This window comes from Alicyclobacillus dauci, assembly GCF_026651605.1.
GTDB lineage: Bacteria > Bacillota > Bacilli > Alicyclobacillales > Alicyclobacillaceae > Alicyclobacillus > Alicyclobacillus dauci.
This window is the reverse complement of sequence record NZ_CP104064.1, coordinates 607,172-625,279: the sequence shown is the minus strand read 5'-3', so window position 1 is coordinate 625,279 and position 18,108 is coordinate 607,172. Positions and strand designations below refer to the sequence as shown.

General features: G+C 47.9%; 17 protein-coding genes and 1 pseudogene. 5 read left to right on the top strand and 13 right to left on the bottom strand.

Going from position 1 to position 18,108, the window contains the following annotated elements; all coding sequences use genetic code 11:
* Positions 1–132 precede the first annotated feature (132 nt).
* The 6 genes and pseudogenes from NZD86_RS03100 to NZD86_RS03075 form a co-directional block, all read right to left on the bottom strand.
* Entirely contained in the window at positions 133–1,092 is a 960-nt protein-coding gene (locus tag NZD86_RS03100) for a DUF1002 domain-containing protein (RefSeq protein WP_268046771.1), read from the bottom strand.
* 546 nt (positions 1,093–1,638) lie between these two features.
* Positions 1,639–2,550, bottom strand: coding sequence for an IS630 family transposase (locus NZD86_RS03095; protein WP_268045032.1), 912 nt, complete (start codon positions 2,548–2,550; stop codon positions 1,639–1,641).
* Between the two features lie 103 nt (positions 2,551–2,653).
* A pseudogene (tnpC, locus tag NZD86_RS03090) lies at positions 2,654–4,245 on the bottom strand (IS66 family transposase).
* Positions 4,246–4,333: 88 nt separating this feature from the next.
* Positions 4,334–4,693, bottom strand: a complete 360-nt coding sequence (gene tnpB, locus NZD86_RS03085; protein ID WP_268044500.1) for an IS66 family insertion sequence element accessory protein TnpB — start codon at positions 4,691–4,693, stop codon at positions 4,334–4,336.
* Positions 4,687–5,007: an IS66 family insertion sequence element accessory protein TnpA gene (gene tnpA, locus NZD86_RS03080; protein ID WP_268042949.1), complete on the bottom strand. Its 321-nt coding sequence runs from the start codon at positions 5,005–5,007 to the stop codon at positions 4,687–4,689. The genes tnpB and tnpA overlap by 7 nt, the downstream gene beginning before the upstream one ends.
* Positions 5,008–5,029: 22 nt before the next feature.
* A complete protein-coding gene (locus tag NZD86_RS03075) occupies positions 5,030–5,326 on the bottom strand; it encodes a COG3415 family protein (RefSeq protein WP_268045030.1) in 297 nt (98 codons plus the stop codon).
* A 145-nt stretch (positions 5,327–5,471) separates the two neighbouring features.
* On the opposite strand from NZD86_RS03075, the gene NZD86_RS03070 reads away from it, so the two are divergent.
* From NZD86_RS03070 to NZD86_RS03060, 3 genes are all read left to right on the top strand, one after another.
* Entirely contained in the window at positions 5,472–5,711 is a 240-nt protein-coding gene (locus NZD86_RS03070) for a hypothetical protein (protein WP_268045028.1), read from the top strand.
* A gap of 428 nt (positions 5,712–6,139) precedes the next feature.
* Positions 6,140–8,128 carry a hypothetical protein gene (locus NZD86_RS03065; protein ID WP_268045027.1) on the top strand — a complete coding sequence of 663 codons (1,989 nt, stop codon included), beginning with the start codon at positions 6,140–6,142 and terminating at the stop codon, positions 8,126–8,128.
* A gap of 17 nt (positions 8,129–8,145) precedes the next feature.
* On the top strand, positions 8,146–8,523 hold the full coding sequence (locus tag NZD86_RS03060; RefSeq protein ID WP_268045026.1) for a hypothetical protein: 378 nt from the start codon (positions 8,146–8,148) through the stop codon (positions 8,521–8,523).
* 196 nt (positions 8,524–8,719) lie between these two features.
* On the opposite strand, the gene NZD86_RS03055 is transcribed toward NZD86_RS03060, so the two are convergent.
* From NZD86_RS03055 to NZD86_RS03030, 6 genes are all read right to left on the bottom strand, one after another.
* Positions 8,720–9,469, bottom strand: a complete 750-nt coding sequence (locus NZD86_RS03055; RefSeq protein WP_326492630.1) for a GNAT family N-acetyltransferase — start codon at positions 9,467–9,469, stop codon at positions 8,720–8,722.
* A 243-nt stretch (positions 9,470–9,712) separates the two neighbouring features.
* On the bottom strand, positions 9,713–10,033 hold the full coding sequence (locus tag NZD86_RS03050) for a hypothetical protein (RefSeq protein WP_268045025.1): 321 nt from the start codon (positions 10,031–10,033) through the stop codon (positions 9,713–9,715).
* A gap of 86 nt (positions 10,034–10,119) precedes the next feature.
* The gene (locus NZD86_RS03045; RefSeq protein ID WP_268045023.1) at positions 10,120–10,806 is read right to left on the bottom strand and encodes a TolB family protein; all 687 of its coding nucleotides are present in this window, start codon (positions 10,804–10,806) and stop codon (positions 10,120–10,122) included.
* 278 nt (positions 10,807–11,084) lie between these two features.
* Positions 11,085–11,903, bottom strand: a complete 819-nt coding sequence (locus tag NZD86_RS03040; protein ID WP_268045022.1) for an ABC transporter permease — start codon at positions 11,901–11,903, stop codon at positions 11,085–11,087.
* On the bottom strand, positions 11,900–12,925 hold the full coding sequence (locus tag NZD86_RS03035; protein ID WP_268045021.1) for an ATP-binding cassette domain-containing protein: 1,026 nt from the start codon (positions 12,923–12,925) through the stop codon (positions 11,900–11,902). Before NZD86_RS03035 ends, NZD86_RS03040 begins: the two co-directional genes overlap by 4 nt.
* 670 nt (positions 12,926–13,595) lie before the next feature.
* Positions 13,596–14,846, bottom strand: a complete 1,251-nt coding sequence (locus tag NZD86_RS03030) for a right-handed parallel beta-helix repeat-containing protein (protein ID WP_268045020.1) — start codon at positions 14,844–14,846, stop codon at positions 13,596–13,598.
* A gap of 16 nt (positions 14,847–14,862) precedes the next feature.
* Between NZD86_RS03030 and NZD86_RS03025 the strand changes: the two genes are divergently transcribed.
* On the top strand, positions 14,863–15,027 hold the full coding sequence (locus NZD86_RS03025) for a hypothetical protein (protein ID WP_268045019.1): 165 nt from the start codon (positions 14,863–14,865) through the stop codon (positions 15,025–15,027).
* A 244-nt stretch (positions 15,028–15,271) separates the two neighbouring features.
* Here NZD86_RS03025 and NZD86_RS03020 read toward each other — a convergent pair whose 3' ends face one another.
* Entirely contained in the window at positions 15,272–16,789 is a 1,518-nt protein-coding gene (locus NZD86_RS03020; protein WP_268045018.1) for a glycosyltransferase family 4 protein, read from the bottom strand.
* Positions 16,790–16,896: 107 nt separating this feature from the next.
* Between NZD86_RS03020 and NZD86_RS03015 the strand changes: the two genes are divergently transcribed.
* Positions 16,897–18,047 (top strand): IS3 family transposase gene (locus NZD86_RS03015; protein ID WP_407655237.1). Its coding sequence is split into 2 segments (ribosomal slippage): positions 16,897–17,173 and positions 17,173–18,047, totalling 1,152 coding nucleotides; the frame shifts between segments, so codons are not numbered across the junction.
* Positions 18,048–18,108 lie beyond the last annotated feature (61 nt).

The following is an 18,108-nucleotide window of genomic DNA, read 5'->3' as shown; positions in this document are numbered from 1 at the left end:
TCTAATTTGTTATAGTTGTATGAAGGGTCCACGCACAACGGTTTATTGCAATTGAAACCACTTTACCTACCCTGGCTTCTTGCCTCCACGTCAACACCTGTTGCCATGCCAGTTTAATCAAGCCTGTCGCATTCAGAATATTTGCTTCAGCAATTGTGAAAATGCATTTGTAATGTTCTGGATGAATTTAAAAAACGCATTCGTTTGCTTGGGGTGGTTTTGAATGAACTGATGGATGTTGTCCCCAACGTTGATGGCTTCCTTCGAAAGCGTATTCCAATCAATATGAAGACTGTTGATCTTTTTTAGTAATCCAACCAGTGTATTCATTTGATCAGGCGTTAACGTGATCCCCATTTGCTTAGCCACTTGATTGATGATGTCCTGATATTGTTGATCTGTCTGAGGGTTTTCCTGTGATACTTTCTGCTTCAATTCGTTCATGAACTGCGCAGCTTTGTTTGGATTGCCAATTTGCTGACCTAGTTGTGCCGTTTGCACCATTTCTTGGTTGGCCACTTGGGTTCTGGTCGGGTTCAAGGATTGCCCCGTTGCGGCTTGGAAAGCTTTCGTAATGCCAGCGAGCGCAGCTGTTCCAGAAACCGGAAAAGGTGCATCGACAAATACTTTAGCATTTTGAACCCCTGCAGTAAGAAGGGCATTTTCATACATCCCACTGGTCACCCAGGTAATGTTATTGGTTGCTACTTGAACGCCATAACCTGGATTTTCAAAGGTAATCAAACTCGAGGAAATGGCCTTAGTACCAATCATGGCCTGTGGAGCGACATTTGACAGCGCGGTCTCTTCATCCTCATGAGTGACCGTCACAACTTGATCACTACTCGTCTCAGAAAAGTCATTTTCGATTTGCTCTTTTTGTGAGGGGGTTAAATCATTTCCTAACGTGATCACACGATCCCCCGCAGATACGTCCGCGTAAACCGTTGGAGTGAACAGGAAATTGACTACGAGCAAACCAGTGATAATACCTTTCCTTTTCATCTCAAAACCTCTTTTTGAATCGTGCTCAAAGAAATCGATCGTCATCTGTTCTGCCAAGGTGCATTTTTTCACAGTATACACCTCCACAATCTTCAAGACGGTACATCGGCTTCAAGTGTTACAATTACTCCATGCCTCCGCTAGTGAGTATTCAGCTGCAACACCAACTTTGTCCGCGCCTATCAACGAGAATCCATGTGTCCAAAACTAGATTAAAGCAATAATACGATCGTTACGATTTCCTTCGCAGGCCCATATTTTTTGTGTTTCCATGCTGTGGTAATATATACGGGTATGTAATGTGACAGGAAGATGAGAAAGCTTGGATACGGAAATTCACTTTTCAAATAGAACGAAACCTCAAGTGTTAACTATTCACCCCGACGTCAAGCCCTTTATTGAGACAAACAACGCCCTAGTATACTGCCCAATGGCAGATGACAACGTTGAAAAACGAGAATGTTATAGCTGTACTTGGTACAAAAACAATTTGTGCAGTCGGTTTTAACGGTACGAGTCCTTACGTGGCGCGTACTGTTTGGGGACGACACAGTATAAAGACCTATACAGTTCAGCATTCCACTCCGAACAATCAAGACTCACTAGTACAACGTTTCCTATATAACGTAATTTTTAACCCGGTTGTTGCGTCTTAGATTCCAGTCCATATCTCCAATGGAATTGAACCGGACTTTGATTGACTTCGTGTAGATACATTTCGATCCGTTGTCGCAGTTCCTCCTTCGAGGATACTCGGATGTGTCGAAGCATACTCTTCGTCATCTTTGCAAAAAACGATTCGATAATGTTCAACCACGATGCATGTTTGGGCGTGAACACGAACACAAAGCGGTTGGGTACGGTCTCCAAATAGGCTTGTGTTTCTTTCGACGTATGCGCCGAGTGATTATCGAGAATCATTTGTATTTTCCATTCCAGCGGATAATGGGCATCCAACTTTTTCAGAAAGGCAACGAACTCCCGGCTTCTGTGCCGATCTTCCAAACTGCCGATGACTTCGCCCGTGATCAGGTCGATACCCGCCAACAGACTCAGTGTGCCATAGCGAACATATTCATGATCGCGCCCTACGCTACTGTGTTGACCTGGTTGTGGTGGCAGGTCCGGTGCCGTGTTCCCGATAGCTTGAATCCCCGGCTTTTCGTCATAGGACACCGTTGTCGTCGTGTAAAATGCATTCTCCTCTTCATCGAGCATGAACTGTACCTGCTGGTATACGCATAACACCTGAGCCATCTTTTCGTCGAAGTCTGGGTCCCGTTTCTCTAAATAATAGCGAACCTTGTGCGGCTTGATATCATTGGCCGACAGCATCTTCGAGATGGTGCCGGCGCTAATACGTGAGGCACACTCATGTCCAGCAGACACGGCGTGTTCCTGGATGTGTTTCGCCAATAGCCGAATCGTCCACAGTTCATACGAGTATCCGAGGTCCTTAGGCTTTTGACAAGCCAGAGATATGATCCAAGCCTGCGCCTCGGGCGTAATCTCGGGAGGTCTCCCGCTACGAGGCAGGTCATCCAATGCTGGTGAACGTCAAACCCGGCACACCTTGTGCACGAACCACGTTTGTTCATAATCGGATATAATGAATCCCCGCAGCGTCGCTGGCGGGGATGTTGATCTTCTATGCTCTTGTCTTTCGTTTTCGTATCTCCTCTGGCAACTCTTCGGACCACGGCAGCAAAGCGTCTACGACATGCTCGTCATCCATTTGGATGTTTGGTAGCCGCTCAAACAGATACTCCAGATATAGGCGCGGATCTAAACCATTCTCTTTCGCCGTCTCTACCAAACTATAAGTAATGGCACTTGCTCTCGCACCACGTGGTGTATTACTGAACATCCACGCCTTGCGGCCGATCACAAAAGGCTTGATAGACCGCTCACTCCGGTTGTTATCCAGTTCCAGGTTCCCGTCTTCTAGAAACACAATGAGTTTGCTCCATTGGTTCATGCAATACGTAATGGCTTTGCCTAAAACACTCTTTGGCAGCACAAGTGGACTCTGCTCATGCAACCATGCTGAAAAAGCATCGAGCACGGGTCGACTTTGCTTTTCTCGGCCTGCTCGACGTTCTTCCGGTGTGGCGTCCTTCAACCCACGTTCAATCTTGAATAACTCATTACAATATTGAAGCCCAGTCCGTGCAGCCGAAGTTTTTTCTGTTCGGCGCTCGGCAGCGATTGAAGGGCGTCATTGAAACCGCGCCGCGCATGAGACCAGCACCCGACCAGTGTCGCGTTCTCCACGTCGTGGTATCCGGCATATCCGTCTACATGCAGGTACCCCTTGAACCCTCGGAGGAACGTCTTCGGATGCTCCTTCGACCGACTCTCTTGATAGTCATACAGCACAATCGGCGGTCCATCACGTCCACTTCGGTACAGCCACATATACGATTTCGAATTGGCCGCCCGTCCGGGTTCGTGTAGTACCTGCAGTGTTGTCTCATCTGCATGTAAATAATGTCGGGCAAGCAATTCCTCATGAAGCCTGTCGAATATGAGGCTCAGCCAACGCGTGGCTCCGACTACCACCCAATTCGCCAGCGTCTGACGAGAAAGTGATATGCCCTGTCGGGTGAATTGCTGCTCCTGTCGGTACAAAGGCATGCCTTCCACAAACTTCTTACTCATGATATAAGACACCATGGATGCCGACGCCAGACTCCCGGGAAACGCCGAGCGCGGCATGTCCGCCTTGACCACGGGCGGGTGAATCTCATTTTTCTCACACGGTCGACACCCGTAGATGTATTGCACACGTTCAACGACGACCGTCTGTGCCGGAATATGTTTGAGTTCCCGGTGTACCTCCGCACTCATCTCGTGCAAGGGGCCGCCACAACACGGGCACACGCGCTCTGCCTCTGGCAGGCGGTATTCCATCCGCTCAACAGGGAGGTTCGCCAGCATGGCTTCCCGCTGTCCAGGTTGTTTCCTGCGTGGCTTGCGTGTCGCCGTATCAACCAAAGGCTCTTCTATTTCTGGCTCTTCATCCGACGCCGTCTCTGGCTCATTGAACAACCGCATCTGCTCAGCGTCAGACCGCTCGCTGGATGCCCCGAAACGCTTTTGCCGATCCAGACGCCGTTGTTCAAGCAGCAAGTTCACTTGCTGTTTTAATTCGGCGTTCTCCTGTTCCAAGGAAGTGCAGCGCTGTTGTAGAACTTCAACTTGTTCGATGGTTTCTGAAGACGTATTTTCCATAGTTATCTCTTCGACGAACACACCCCGAAATCCTTGTCATATCAAGGGTTCCAATAACTTTTTGTTTCAAAATCCATGCCTGCCTTTCAGGCACTCAGACGACCTTTTGCGCCGCCACCTTGGGATGAGCTTTCTGCTGGTTGAGAGACAATCCATCCAGCAACCAATTCAACTGGCGTTGGCTAATGACAAGCGTCTTGTCCTGAGACGAGTTGGGCCACTCAAATCGGCCTCGTTCCAACCGGCGATACAATAACCAGAATCCGTTATACTGCCAATACAGAATCTTCAATTTGTCCCGCTGACGATTGCAAAAAACGAAGACACATTGGGAGAACGGGTCTAACTGGAATTGCGTTTGCACCAAGGCCGCCAATCCATCGATACTCTTCCGCATGTCCGTGACACCACACGCAAGATAGACGCGCTGTTCTGTACCGATATGGTTCAGCATGAGCCCGTGAGTGTCTCAACCAGGTCACGCAACAGTTGGGCGTCGTATCCCGGGTGTACTTCAATGGCAACGGAGCCAACCCGGACGAGCAGAGGGAGATTGGCAATGGACTCATGAACCTGCACGGGTAGAAAGTCAGTCGAAACGGACGGTTTCGGGGATTTTTCACGAAAGCGACTTACCCAATACCACAATTGATGTTCTTTTATGCCTTGCTCAGCGCACCACGCCGCGCCACTCAGACCGCTATCCCGGAATGCAGCTACGCGTTCACGCCACGTTTCTCGTAATTCTGCCAATTCTTTTTTGGTCATAACGAAGCCCTCCTTGAAAGTTTTAACTGCATTCTTTCAGGAATCCGGTATCCTCGCTAGGTGTGAAGAATTTGACGCATACCAATGCTGTGGAGATGCCAAACTGCAACGCCTTGTTCAGGCACCGATGAACCTTGACTGCGTTGGTATCCAACGTCTTCGCGACAGCTTGTGCAGATGCACCGCTCTCCAATTGCAGCAATATCTTGGCGCGCTCCACGCGACGAACTTGCTCTGTCCTAGACTGTGAGACCTTCTGTAGCAGTGAACGCTCTTCTTCGGATAGCACCAGCATCGGTTTCCTGCGGCGATTGCCCATTGGTATCCCCTCCTACATCTAGGATACCAGAAACCTATATTAATTACGATATTTAAGAAACGATCTACTAGGCAATCGTTCGTAACGTTTGATTTCGCTTTTCATACAATGCTGCGAGATTGAATAAAGAGGAGTGATTATTCATATGACTTCTGGACCTAACAATGATGATGCCCTGGATGAGAAGCAAACACGTGATGGAGATGCTGCGGCTAAGAAACAAAAACGTGATGAGGATTCTGCGGCTAAGAAGCAACAGCGCGACGCGGATGCCTTAGCTAAAAAGCAAAAACGTGATCAGGATTCTACAGCTAAGAAACAAGTGCGCGACACAGAGACTTTGGCTGACAAACAGAATAATGATGACAATGATGGTGACAAGTGAAGTTTACTAAACAAAGAGTGGCATGCTTGTCTAAACACTTCGCTGCAAATTAAAAGTCCTACGCAGTTAAGCGGTGACTCCTGAGTGATCAGGAGTCATTTTATTTAATCCAACGACGTCAATTAACAGAACCCTGGCAATTCAGTCGTTCACACTGTCGTTATGACACCGGCAATGCTCTTCAGACTTCGCTTGCCGTCCAAGGCCTACCCAGCGGATCGTCATGGTCACCGTAACTCAAGAGTCCCTAAGGGACTGGCGCCAGCTTCGATAACTCTACCTTTTATATGAGACTTATGAAACCCTATTTACTTGTCTATAAAGCCCAACATTTTTCAGCTATACCCTAGCTAACATTGATGACTTCGCCCTGAACAGGCAGAGAGATCGCTTAATACAATAATCCAAATAGAAAGGAGGACAATAAATTGGGTAGAAACGACGATCATAGAGATGAACTGGAGAAGGATATATCAAAAAGCGATTCGAAAGCGAGAGCCGGGGTGGATGGTGACGCGGACGCGGATGCCGATGCGGATACCAACGCAAAGGCGATAGCGAAGGCTGACGCTGATGCTGATGCTGATGCTGATGCTGATGCTGATGCTGATGCGGATGCTGATGCTGATGCTGATGCTGATGCTGATGCGGATGCGGATGCGGATGCGGATGCGGATGCTGATGCGGATGCGGATGCGGATGCTGATGCTGATGCGGATGCTGATGCTGATGCTGATGCGGATGCTGATGCTGATGCGGATGCTGATGCGGATGCTGATGCTGATGCTGATGCTGATGCTGATGCTGATGCTGATGCTGATGCTGATGCTGATGCTGATGCTGATGCTGATGCTGATGCTGATGCAGATGCCGATGCAGATGCCGATGCAGATGCAGATGCAGATGCAGATGCCGATGCTGATGCTGATGCTGATGCTGATGCGGATTCAGATGCTGACGCGGATTCAGATGCTGACGCGGATTCAGATTCTAATGCGAGAGCGATAGCGGATACCGATTCTGACTCCGATGCCGATGCGGACGCAGATGCGGACGCAGATGCCGATGCCGATGCCGATGCCGATGCCGATGCCGATGCCGATGCCGATGCCGATGCAGATGCTGATGCTGATGCTGATGCTGATGCGGATGCTGATGCGGATGCGGATGCGGATGCTGATGCTGATGCTGATGCTGATGCGGATGCTGATGCGGATGCGGATGCGGATGCTGATGCGGATGCGGATGCTGATGCTGATGCGGATGCGGATGCTGATGCTGATGCTGATGCTGATGCTGATGCTGATGCTGATGCTGATGCTGATGCTGATGCTGATGCGGATGCTGATGCGGATGCTGATGCGGATGCGGATGCGGATGCTGATGCTGATGCTGATGCCGATGCAGATGCCGATGCAGATGCCGATGCAGATGCCGATGCAGATGCCGATGCAGATGCCGATGCCGATGCCGATGCCGATGCCGATGCCGATGCAGATGCCGATGCCGATGCCGATGCCGATGCCGATGCCGATGCCGATGCAGATGCAGATGCAGATGCCGATGCAGATGCTGATGCTGATGCAGATGCAGATGCAGATGCAGATGCAGATGCCGATGCAGATGCAGATGCAGATGCCGATGCCGATGCAGATGCCGATGCCGATGCAGATGCCGATGCCGATGCCGATGCCGATGCCGATGCAGATGCAGATGCAGATGCAGATGCAGATGCAGATGCAGATGCCGATGCAGATGCCGATGCCGATGCCGATGCCGATGCCGATGCCGATGCCGATGCCGATGCCGATGCCGATGCCGATGCCGATGCCGATGCCGATGCAGATGCAGATGCAGATGCAGATGCAGATGCAGATGCAGATGCAGATGCAGATGCAGATGCAGATGCAGATGCAGATGCCGATGCCGACGCAGATGCCGATGCCGATGCCGATGCCGATGCCGATGCCGATGCCGATGCCGATGCCGATGCCGATGCCGATGCCGATGCCGATGCAGATGCAGATGCAGATGCAGATGCAGATGCAGATGCCGATGCCGATGCCGATGCCGATGCAGATGCCGATGCCGATGCCGATGCCGATGCCGATGCAGATGCAGATGCAGATGCAGATGCTGATGCAGATGCTGATTCGACAGCCGACGCTGGGCACAATACCCTTACAAACGGAAACAACACCATCATAAACTACACCGATAACAGCGGTGTTTATATCGCCATGACTATATCTACACTCACTATGTTGGAGGCATTAAGGGGAGGCCAGAATTCCAACAATATCGAAGCCCTAATCTCCAGCCTCGCTAATACACTGAGTGGTTTATTACAAGGAGAAAACGATAATCGCAAAGTTATCCTTGATGCTATTAAATCGCTCAAAAAAGATAAAGAATAAAGTGTTGGAGGGATTGTATGTCACGAACCAACGTATCACGCTGTACGATTCCTAAGAAGAAAGACGACGATAGCCTTTACGTGAAGGTTAAAAACAATAACGAAACATTTAGTCGTCAATTCAACATGAATGTATACGATACAGATTCGTTAACAAAAGAATCATTACCCGTCTATCTCGATGACCAAATTACACTGTTAGATACTCTGGAGCCCGGCGCACAGAAGGTCTACAGGATAGACGTATCAAATGTAAAGGGAAAAGTTGTTTTTGAGATTACTCAGAAATCTGGCGGCTCAGGTATTAAGGTTTCAAGGAACAGCAAAAGTCCATCTACTCAGAAATCTGGCGGCTCAGGTATTAAGGTTTCAAGGAACAGCAAAAGTCCACATTAAATAACTCTGTTGAGTGGACCGAGTTATAGGCTATGATGAAACGTCATCATAGCCTTTTGTTTTCCCGTTCTGTCGTGGAACCCTATGGCCGAACACCACGAGAACAGTTTGGGTTCACTAAAATAAATCCATAGTTCTCAACATGGCGATGTGAGTCTAATACACATGTACCTCTAGTCTATACCTAAAGGCAGACTCATTTTGTTGTTTTCATCGCACGAAATTCATTTTCCAGAACGCTCATTACAATGGAGTCGTAGTACTGATGATTGAAATACCAGTTTTGTCTTTTGACTCCCTCCCGTTTAAATCCAACTTTTTCGTAAACATGAGCTGCCCGCTCATTGATCGTATATACATCGAGCTCAATGCGGTGTAAGTTCAACATGCCGAAGCCATAATCCAGCATTAAACGTGTAGCTTCTGTACCGTATCCTTGCCCAGTAAAGGGATCGGAAATCGCGATACGGAAATTCGCACTTCGATTGTTGCGATCGATATCATTCAGTACAACTTCTCCAACCATTTGATCATCTTCGTGACGAACAATTCCAAAGACAACCCTACTGTCATCGTGCCCCTGGCTACCTATATACGCCTCTATCTGTGCGAGTGTGAAACAGTTTTGTGTTCCAGTCAGCCGTCTCGCTTCAACGTCGTTGTTTACGAACTGATGCATGAACTCCACATCCGTCTGTTCGAGCGAGCGTAAATAGATTTTATTTCCAAGAAGATATTTTATAGGCATAGCCATGCTCCAGTCACCCCACAGCGTTGTTCTTTTGAAACAAATTTGAGCGTAAAAATACGAATCCACAACCGAAATCAGCGACCATAAAGTCAGCGGTACTGCCCTAGTCAAATCTATCATTGGAGTTAGTAACACCCAAGCAAGAATTATTATAAGCAAGAGATTCTCTGACAGGTTACATTCTTTAAAATTCATGATGGACACCCTTGCAATAATCCGAATGCTGCCCCGCAATCTCCTATGGTGGCTCTCAACGAATATCAATCAACTTGTTCCACATCGACCAGTAAGGTGTCCACTCCTCCCTGCTGATGTTTGTAATCCAAGGGATTTGCCTTGATGCGTCCTTGTCAGTGAGCCATATGGATGAATATCTATCACTTGAACGCACCCAGATGAGGCTTTGGCTCTTTTGATGCCACATCGGCTGATAATCGCCTAAATTGAACGGTGGACTCGTATCTCGACGCACAACTTGTTTTGCCATTGCACATTGTATAACGATGGCAACTGCAGCGCAGGGAGCTTCGCCTGATACTCACCTTCCTTCGCTCTAGAAACGATCAACGACGTATCATCGTTCCACGTGAATGCATTGTCAACAAACCCCTTCGGCGTGAACGAATCAATCAGCTTAAACTGAGGGGCAGAAGCAACACCGATGTGTTTATTCTCAGTGATAAAGCGCCCGCCTCCCGTAATAAAAGCAAGCTCACTTGAATGGGGTGCCCATTGAAACCAATCACTGCGATCAAGCATTTCCGCAACTGGGATCAATCGCTTCGTATCCGACGATAGAACGCACAGGACATTACTGTCTGCTGACCATGAGGCGGTTGGATGAACTATGAACGCAATCCATTTTTGATGGGGGACCACTTAAAAGTCGATGTGCCAATGACCAATACCTTCGTACCTGACACGTCCACTTCTTTTGGCAGATCGTAAAACGGAGTGGCGGTATTGATCAGTGATTTACCTGGGGATAGAGAGATCGCATAAAGTCGAGCGCGTGTCCATCCATCTGGAAGTAATTGAGCCGACGAAGAGACGAGAAATCCATTTCCATCTGGCAACCATGCAAATTGTGCTACACCTAACGACACGTTCCGAAACCCCTGCTCGCGAATGTTGTTCATAGCGATATCGTTTAAGATGGTGCCGTTTTGAAAGGCCAAAACATCACTCTTCGGTGACCACGCGATATTCTCGCAGGTGTGGTTCTGAAAAACGGCAACTATGGTATCTTGATTGGTTTTAACATTTCTTACGCGAAGTGTATTTTTGTCATTAAATTCAGAATCTGCTGTAACAAAATAAGCGATCCACTTTCCGTCGTACGACCATCTTGGAGATGACACCGACTTCTCCCGTGTTATCTGTCTCTCTGTGCCATTTATCTTTACCCACAAGTCCCCGTTACGAATAAAAGCAGCCTGCAACATGGTATCCGTTGATGCATTAGCCGTAATAACAGGAAGGCTGCAAAACAAGCCGAACAAAGAGCCTAACATGAGCAGTCTGGTTCTCAAACAACATCCCTCCGATGGAGGGTAGTGTACCCACGCCCAAGCAACTTACCATATTACTGGATCGCGATGAATAAGATAACGGTCCTGATGCTTAGACACTTTAAGGTAGTTATTTGCAACAGATGTTTGCTAACTGGATGGAATTTGAGTGTTAGTCCAGCCGCTTTTCAACAATAGCCCCCCACAGTAGGCCCTGTGGGGGTTGTTCTTCCCGCTGTATTTTCGCAGTCAGTCATCTGGCGAACGAGGCAGCCCTCAGCCCACATCTTGCCTCTCCCTCAAGTCCGGCGCATATAGGCACGAACAGTCAGTGGTGCAAACACCACGACCACGACTGCAGCACCGATGAGAGAAAGAGCGAGATCGCTCCCTATCAATCCGGTGTTGGCAAGGTTCCGAACTGCGGTGACAAGGTGCGAAACGGGGTTCGCGTTCACAAACCACTGGAGCCAATGTGGCATCGTCTTCACCGGCACGAAGGCATTTGACAGGAATGTGAGCGGAAACAGGATGATCATCGAAAGACCCTGCACGCTCGATGCGGTCCGGGCAATGACCCCGAAGAACGCGAAGATCCAGCTGATGGCCCAGGAACACGCGATAACGAGAATCGCCGCAATCACCACGTGACCAAGGCCACCGCCCGGCCGGTATCCCATGATATAACCCATCGCGAACGTGAGCACCGTCGCGATCGTGTATCGCACAGTATCTGCTAAAAGGGCGCCCGCCAACGGGGCAATGCGTGCGATGGGGAGTGACTTGAACCTGTCAAACACGCCCTTGTCCATGTCTTCCCTCAATTGCACGCCAGTTACAATGGACGTGGTGATGACCGTCTGCACAAGGATTCCGGGGATGATGACCGGTAAATAGTTCTGCACGTTTCCGGAAATCGCGCCGCCAAAGATATAGGTGAACATCAGGGTAAAAATAATAGGTTGAAAAGTCACGTCAAACAGTTGCTCAGGTGTACGGCGGATTTTCAACAACCCGCGATAAGCCATCGTAAACGAGTTTCGCACGGACTGGCCGAGGCTCGTGTGGTTTTTTAACTGGCGGTCGGTACCAGGAGTAATGAGTTGGGTGCTTCTCATGCGCGCATCTCCTCCTTATCGTCTGCGTCATCAGACGGACTTGAGGCGTCCTCGACACCATGCCCTGTAATGGTCAGAAACACCTCGTCAAGAGTCGGCTTTTGCACACTGATCTCTGCTAAACCAATCCCTGCCTCGCGGAAGGAAATGAGGAGATCGGTCACCCGGTCGGCATGCGCCATCGGAGCTGTTATTTTCCCCGCTTCCGGTGACACGATGGCCTGCACTCCGAGGATCTGTTCAACTGCCCGACAGGCATTCGGTATGTCCCCTGTATTTTGAACTCGCAACTGCAGCGATGACGTGCCGACGGACGCTTTTAAATCATCTACGGTGCCCTCTGCGACAACCCGTCCGTGGTCAATAACCGCTATACGATCCGCCAGTTGATCGGCTTCATCCAGGTACTGCGTCGTCAAAAGTACGGTCGACCCGGTGTTCACCAGTCTGCGGATGGTGTCCCACATCTGCGAACGCGTACGCGGGTCAAGCCCGGTAGTCGGCTCATCCAGAAAGATGAGCGGTGGTTGTGCAATCAGGCTCGCCGCTAGGTCTAGTCGGCGACGCATACCACCGGAAAACTTCTTTAGCGGGCGTTTTGCAGCTTCCGACAAGCCGAATTCCTCAAGCAGCTCCGCGGCCTTGCGCTTCGCTTCTGCACGTCCAAGCCCGAGCAGTCGTGAAAAGATGACCAGGTTCTCAGTCGCACTTAATGTCTCGTCAACAGAAGCGTACTGACCCGTCACCCCAATCAATTGACGTACAATCTGTGGTTCACGTACAACGTCATATCCGAAGATGCGAGCTGTCCCTGCATCCGCTTTGAGTAATGTGGACAACATTCTGATAGTGGTGGTCTTCCCTGCACCGTTTGGACCGAGCACACCATAGATTGTACCCGTACGGACCCTCATATCTACCCCATCGACCGCTCGATTGTTGCCAAAGAATTTGACCAGCCCTTGCGCCTCGACCGCCCAATTCGATTCAGGCGCCCGTTTCCGTTCATTTGGGTGATTCATTCTAACTCCTCCTATATAACCGAACCTAGGACCACAGTAACCCATTTTTGTGAACTGAAAATGAACAGAGGCGGTTACCGACTCATATGTGATCACAGGAGTATTGTCCTCGAAATCATGTCTTGTGACATCGGGCCGGAGTACCTGTTGTGGTCAGACTTGAGTCGGACTCATCTCTAACTATATAGAATCATGATTGAACTATTAAATCTTTACGTATTTCTGAAATGGATCAAGAAAAACTCATTCAGTATGTCTTTAACCGGGAAATTAAGCTTCACAAACTTGCCCCCTAACTTTTTAGTCATGAAACAGCCGGGCAACACAGGGAAGACGTGTTCTGTTCCGACGCCGTCGAACGCGACAGCCTTCCTGTTCACATCTTGTATCAACGCGCCCTGAGGTAGATCGAATATGTAACTTGACTACTTGGAATACACAGAGAGGAGTTGCTCGAGGTATCATTGGGTTGAGAACCTCCGCAGAGCGATGCTATCCTTTAGAACATCTATCGGAGACATAAAGCAGGGAAAAGGGTTGAGGAATTAGGATTTCTCCCAATTCCTCTTCCTTCACCCTGAGTATATGATGGTTCATTCCCCGGGATCAATTGTTCCTTTAGTATTGATAATTATTGTAGAGTATAACATTTTATGGGTGCTTAGAGATCTTATGCTTGTAGTCGTTGATCTGAAATGGTTGCGTTATGATTTGCCGCGCTTAATGCGGCCAAGTCGTTGTAGGGATATCCCGTAGTTGTTCCTGCCAGCAAAACAATATCATACTCATTGGGAGGCGTCCCCCAAGAATTTCCGTTAAAAGTAGTGAAGGCCCGATCCACTAAGAAACCACCTTTGGTGTTGTACACGACATTATTATTGATGGCTCCAGTTACATTCGGATTAATGTACATACCCGTACGCAGCGTATGAAACGTATTATTTTGAACCGTTAAGTTTTGTACGCCTACCTGCGGGACAACTGCACGGTTTACTACCCAATTTGACATTGGCAACGCTTGCGGTGGGCCATATATTGTGTTGTTAACCAGGGTTGTATTCGCCCCTCCAACTTGGATAAATTCATTTTGGTAAGGAATGTCACTCGTCATGGTTAATCCATTAACGGTTGTATCATTGGCCAAAATCAACAACGGAATGAGGTTGGCCTGTAATAAAAGAATTGTTCCCGGTTCCCCTTTCAAAGTAATACCAGGTTTCGTGACCGTAATCTGAGATGTGATGGGGTAGGTACCGCTTAAGATATTAACCGTTCCCCCGGGATTGACAGCGGCAATGCCCTCGCTGATCGTACCAAAGGGATTCGCTCTGCTTCCATTGCCCCCCACGGATCCGGCACGCACGAATACATTGTTAGCATCGACAATCGAGTTAACCGCCAAGTCTAATGCCGCCTGGACACTAGCGACTGTTGGATACCCGGATACTGGTCTATTATTCAACACCCGTGTAGCTACCTGATTTTTTTGTGCATCAGTAAGACCATTATATGCCGTGAGATTAAGACCCAATGCTGGGTTTTCTATAGCAGCACGCATCTGAGCTGTTGTTTGAGCGTTATTCACCGCATTCAAAGCCGTGTTACTTCCGGATATTACGTAATCCGTCATGACCTTCGTGAAAGTAATCACATCGTTTGTATTTAGAAGGTTATCCAGTTCACTTGACGTGACGGTGACAAATTGGACTTTACTGTACAGATCGCCCTGGAAGATAGTAAACAATACAAGACCGTTCAAGAACGAGTTCTGACCGTCACCGTAGGTGATGGTTTGCGACTGTCCCGGATTTAGAGTAAAAGAGACCGTTCCGTCCTGGTTGACCGGGTCATCTCCTTGTCGAACAAACAGCGTGATCTGTAAAGATGCCGGGCTGTTATTTGTAAATGTCTTTACCGCCATAGTGTATTCCTCCATTTTGGGTTTAACGGAATTAATACAAGGAAGACAAAAATCAGGAAATTACCTTGTCTTCAATCCACAATATGTTGCGGCGGACAAGCCGGACGATTACAACTGCCATGCTTTAATTAAAAAGGGCTCAAATTTAAAAGGAAGTAAGGAAAAGGGGTTCATCGACTAGCCATTCTCTTGTCCCGTGAGTGAAGCTAGGAGAGAACAAACGTGCATTGAAAGTTAAAGAGGAACGCTTGGCCTATTGGAGCTAGGCAACTAAAACGGGGATTGAATGCTGGTATTATTGATTTTGCATCGTTCTTAAAAAGTACGATCCTTCACGAATTTTGCGGCGAAATGGCAGGCAAAAGCAAGGTAATGAGGGACAAGTTAATTTGCTCATCCTGCTTAATGGAATGAAAAAAGGTCGCTCAAATACTAATGCTTTGATCACCGAGCTTGGAAATCGTACTCCTTAGTATATAGTTACCTTTCGGAATCCAATGAAAAACAAACTCCCCGTTCTTATCAATTTCCGCTGTCTGTAAGTTCACACCTAATGAATCAAACAAATGAACGTAATTCAATTTTATGCCACTACTTATAGGAATATCCGACGGGATCTTGTTACGATATGTTAATAAACCCTGTTCAAAACTAGGATCATATCCCGGGTTGGTTGAAATTCGTACAAGAAGTTCCACATCCGGCTTCCAAGAATGAAATGAGCAAGAATAACTGGAGATGTTGTTAGACGTATTTCTTAGCTCTTTATAGACACTAAGAATTTGTTTTACGTGCTCGGCAACATTTGCATGGGTTAAAGCCCATTTTTCAGCTTGACGCCCCAATGATTGACGAAGTACGTCATCACGAAGGAGAAGGGTGATTGTATGGGCTAGTGATTGACTGTCACGTGGTGAAACCAGAAAACCATTGTTCCCGTGTTCGATAATTTCTGGAATACCACCTACGTTGGTACCGATGACCGGTCTGCCCGCTAGTTGACCTTCAAGAAGAGCTAATGGAAAGGTATCGTGTAGGGATGGAAGAACCACTAGGTCGCTTGCCTTAAGAAGAGAAGGAACGTCCTTGCGTTTACCCAGAAAGGAAATCCGATCTCGCACACCACAATCATTTGCCATCTTTTGAAGTTCTTTAAGAAGGGGACCATCACCCGCAATCCAACAAACAAAGTCATCTCTTTCATCTTGAATAAGCTTCAGAGCTTTGATCAAATAACGGTGTCCTTTAATATCAACCAACCGCCCTAGACAAAGGATCACCTTATTAGAAGAACTTTCGATTCTATCCAATTGACCATCAGATCGCTTCTCAAATGGCTCCTTTGAAACACCGTAGGGATACACATGGATTTTCGAACTATCTACACCGATTTTGATTAACTGCTGCTTTAACCAACAGCTTGGAACGAGAATTTTATCTGCTGACATTGCTCCGAGATATTCTTCACTTTGAATATATTGTTGTTCTGACAAAGTTTTGCTATAAAAATTCCCCGTAATAATTGCCTCATGGTATTTGCAATTATGCAAGGACACGACGAGTGGGATATACGACGGCTTTAATCGGCCGATTGCTCGTGCCATGATAAAGTCATGACAGTGGATAAGGTCGTACTGTCCAATATTCAATTTGCCGATTGACCGCTCCAGAGCATAGCGCTCCATTTCACGCCAAAAGACCCACGGATGAAAGCGCGACAAGTACCATGTATGCCATTGTTGTACAAGTTGTGCCTTTACATTAATTTTGTTAATTTTATTACCATTGCTTAATTGAAGATGAATCCAATCTGGATCATGGGTCAGCAGATCAACCTGATGACCTTGTCGTTGTAACTCTTTACGCAATGTGTCTATATAAGTGGAGGGCCCATTAGTATAAGGTGAATAACGGTAGTAAGCAAATAAAATTCTCATTTTCATTTAATCCTCCAGATAGGCCATAGAAGATCGACAATGTCTTATCTGATGACAATCTATAGTGGACCCAAGAATCCGGACACCAGATAGGAGGACAGTTGGGTTACACTATGCCTATGAAAAAACAGTACACACCCGAGTTCAAAGCCAAAGTCGTCCAAGAGATTCTAAAAGAGGAAAAAACCATGGCGCAGATTGCTTCGGAGTACGGTGTTCACCCGGTGCAATTGAGCCAGTGGAAGAAAGTCGCCCTAGAGAACATGTCCAGCTTGTTCGTAGATGAACGGAAGGCGGTCAAAGAACAGAAGGCACAGGAGCAGAAAATCGAACGACTCTACGCCAAGGTCGGTCAACTCACCACTCAACTGGAGTGGCTAAAAAAAGAGTGGCATCAATCCGGACAAGGAGTGAGCGTACGTCCATGGTGGAGCGAGAGAACGAAAAGGTTCCCCTGCGTACCCAAGCTCATCTCCTGAGCCTAAGCCGATCCAGCCTCTATTATAAGCCCGTGCAGCCGTCGGAAGATGAGGTAAGACTGAAGCATCAGATCGATGAAATATACACTGCACACCCGACTTATGGCAGCCGTAAAATCGTGCACATGTTGCGACGTGAAGGTTGGGAAGTAAACCGGAAGCGTGTACAGCGCTGCATGCGGGAGATGGGCATCGAAGCAATTTATCCAGGCCCAAACCTGAGCAAACGCAACCTGAAGCACAAGATTTACCCGTACTTGTTGCGCAATGTGACACCAAGTTATCCGAATCACGTCTGGGGAATCGACATTACCTATATCCGCCTCAAACACGGATGGATGTACCTGGTAGCGGTGATTGACTGGTACTCACGCTATGTCGTGAGCTGGCAATTGGATGACACCCTTGAAATGCCATTCGTTCTGACTGCAGTCCGCTCAGCCTTACGCCAAGCCAAACCAGTGATTTGGAACAGCGACCAAGGTAGCCATTTCACCAGCGACCAATACACAAACCTGCTCAAAGAAGCTGGGGTCCAAATCAGTATGGACGGCAAAAACAGGGCACTCGACAACATCATCACCGAGCGCTTCTGGAGGACGTTGAAGTATGACCACGTCTATCTACAAGAGTACAACAGCCCAAAGGAAGCCAGACAACAGATTGGCAAATTCATTAATGAGTACAACTACGACCGCCCACACCAATCACTCGGATATCTGACACCGGCTGAAATCTATTTCCAAGAGGGTCGAAATGCATTACACCCTCCCAATGCTATCTGAAAAATCAGTAATAAGACTTCATAACTTAAACTAAAAAATCAGTGTCTTGACAAAGGGGTCC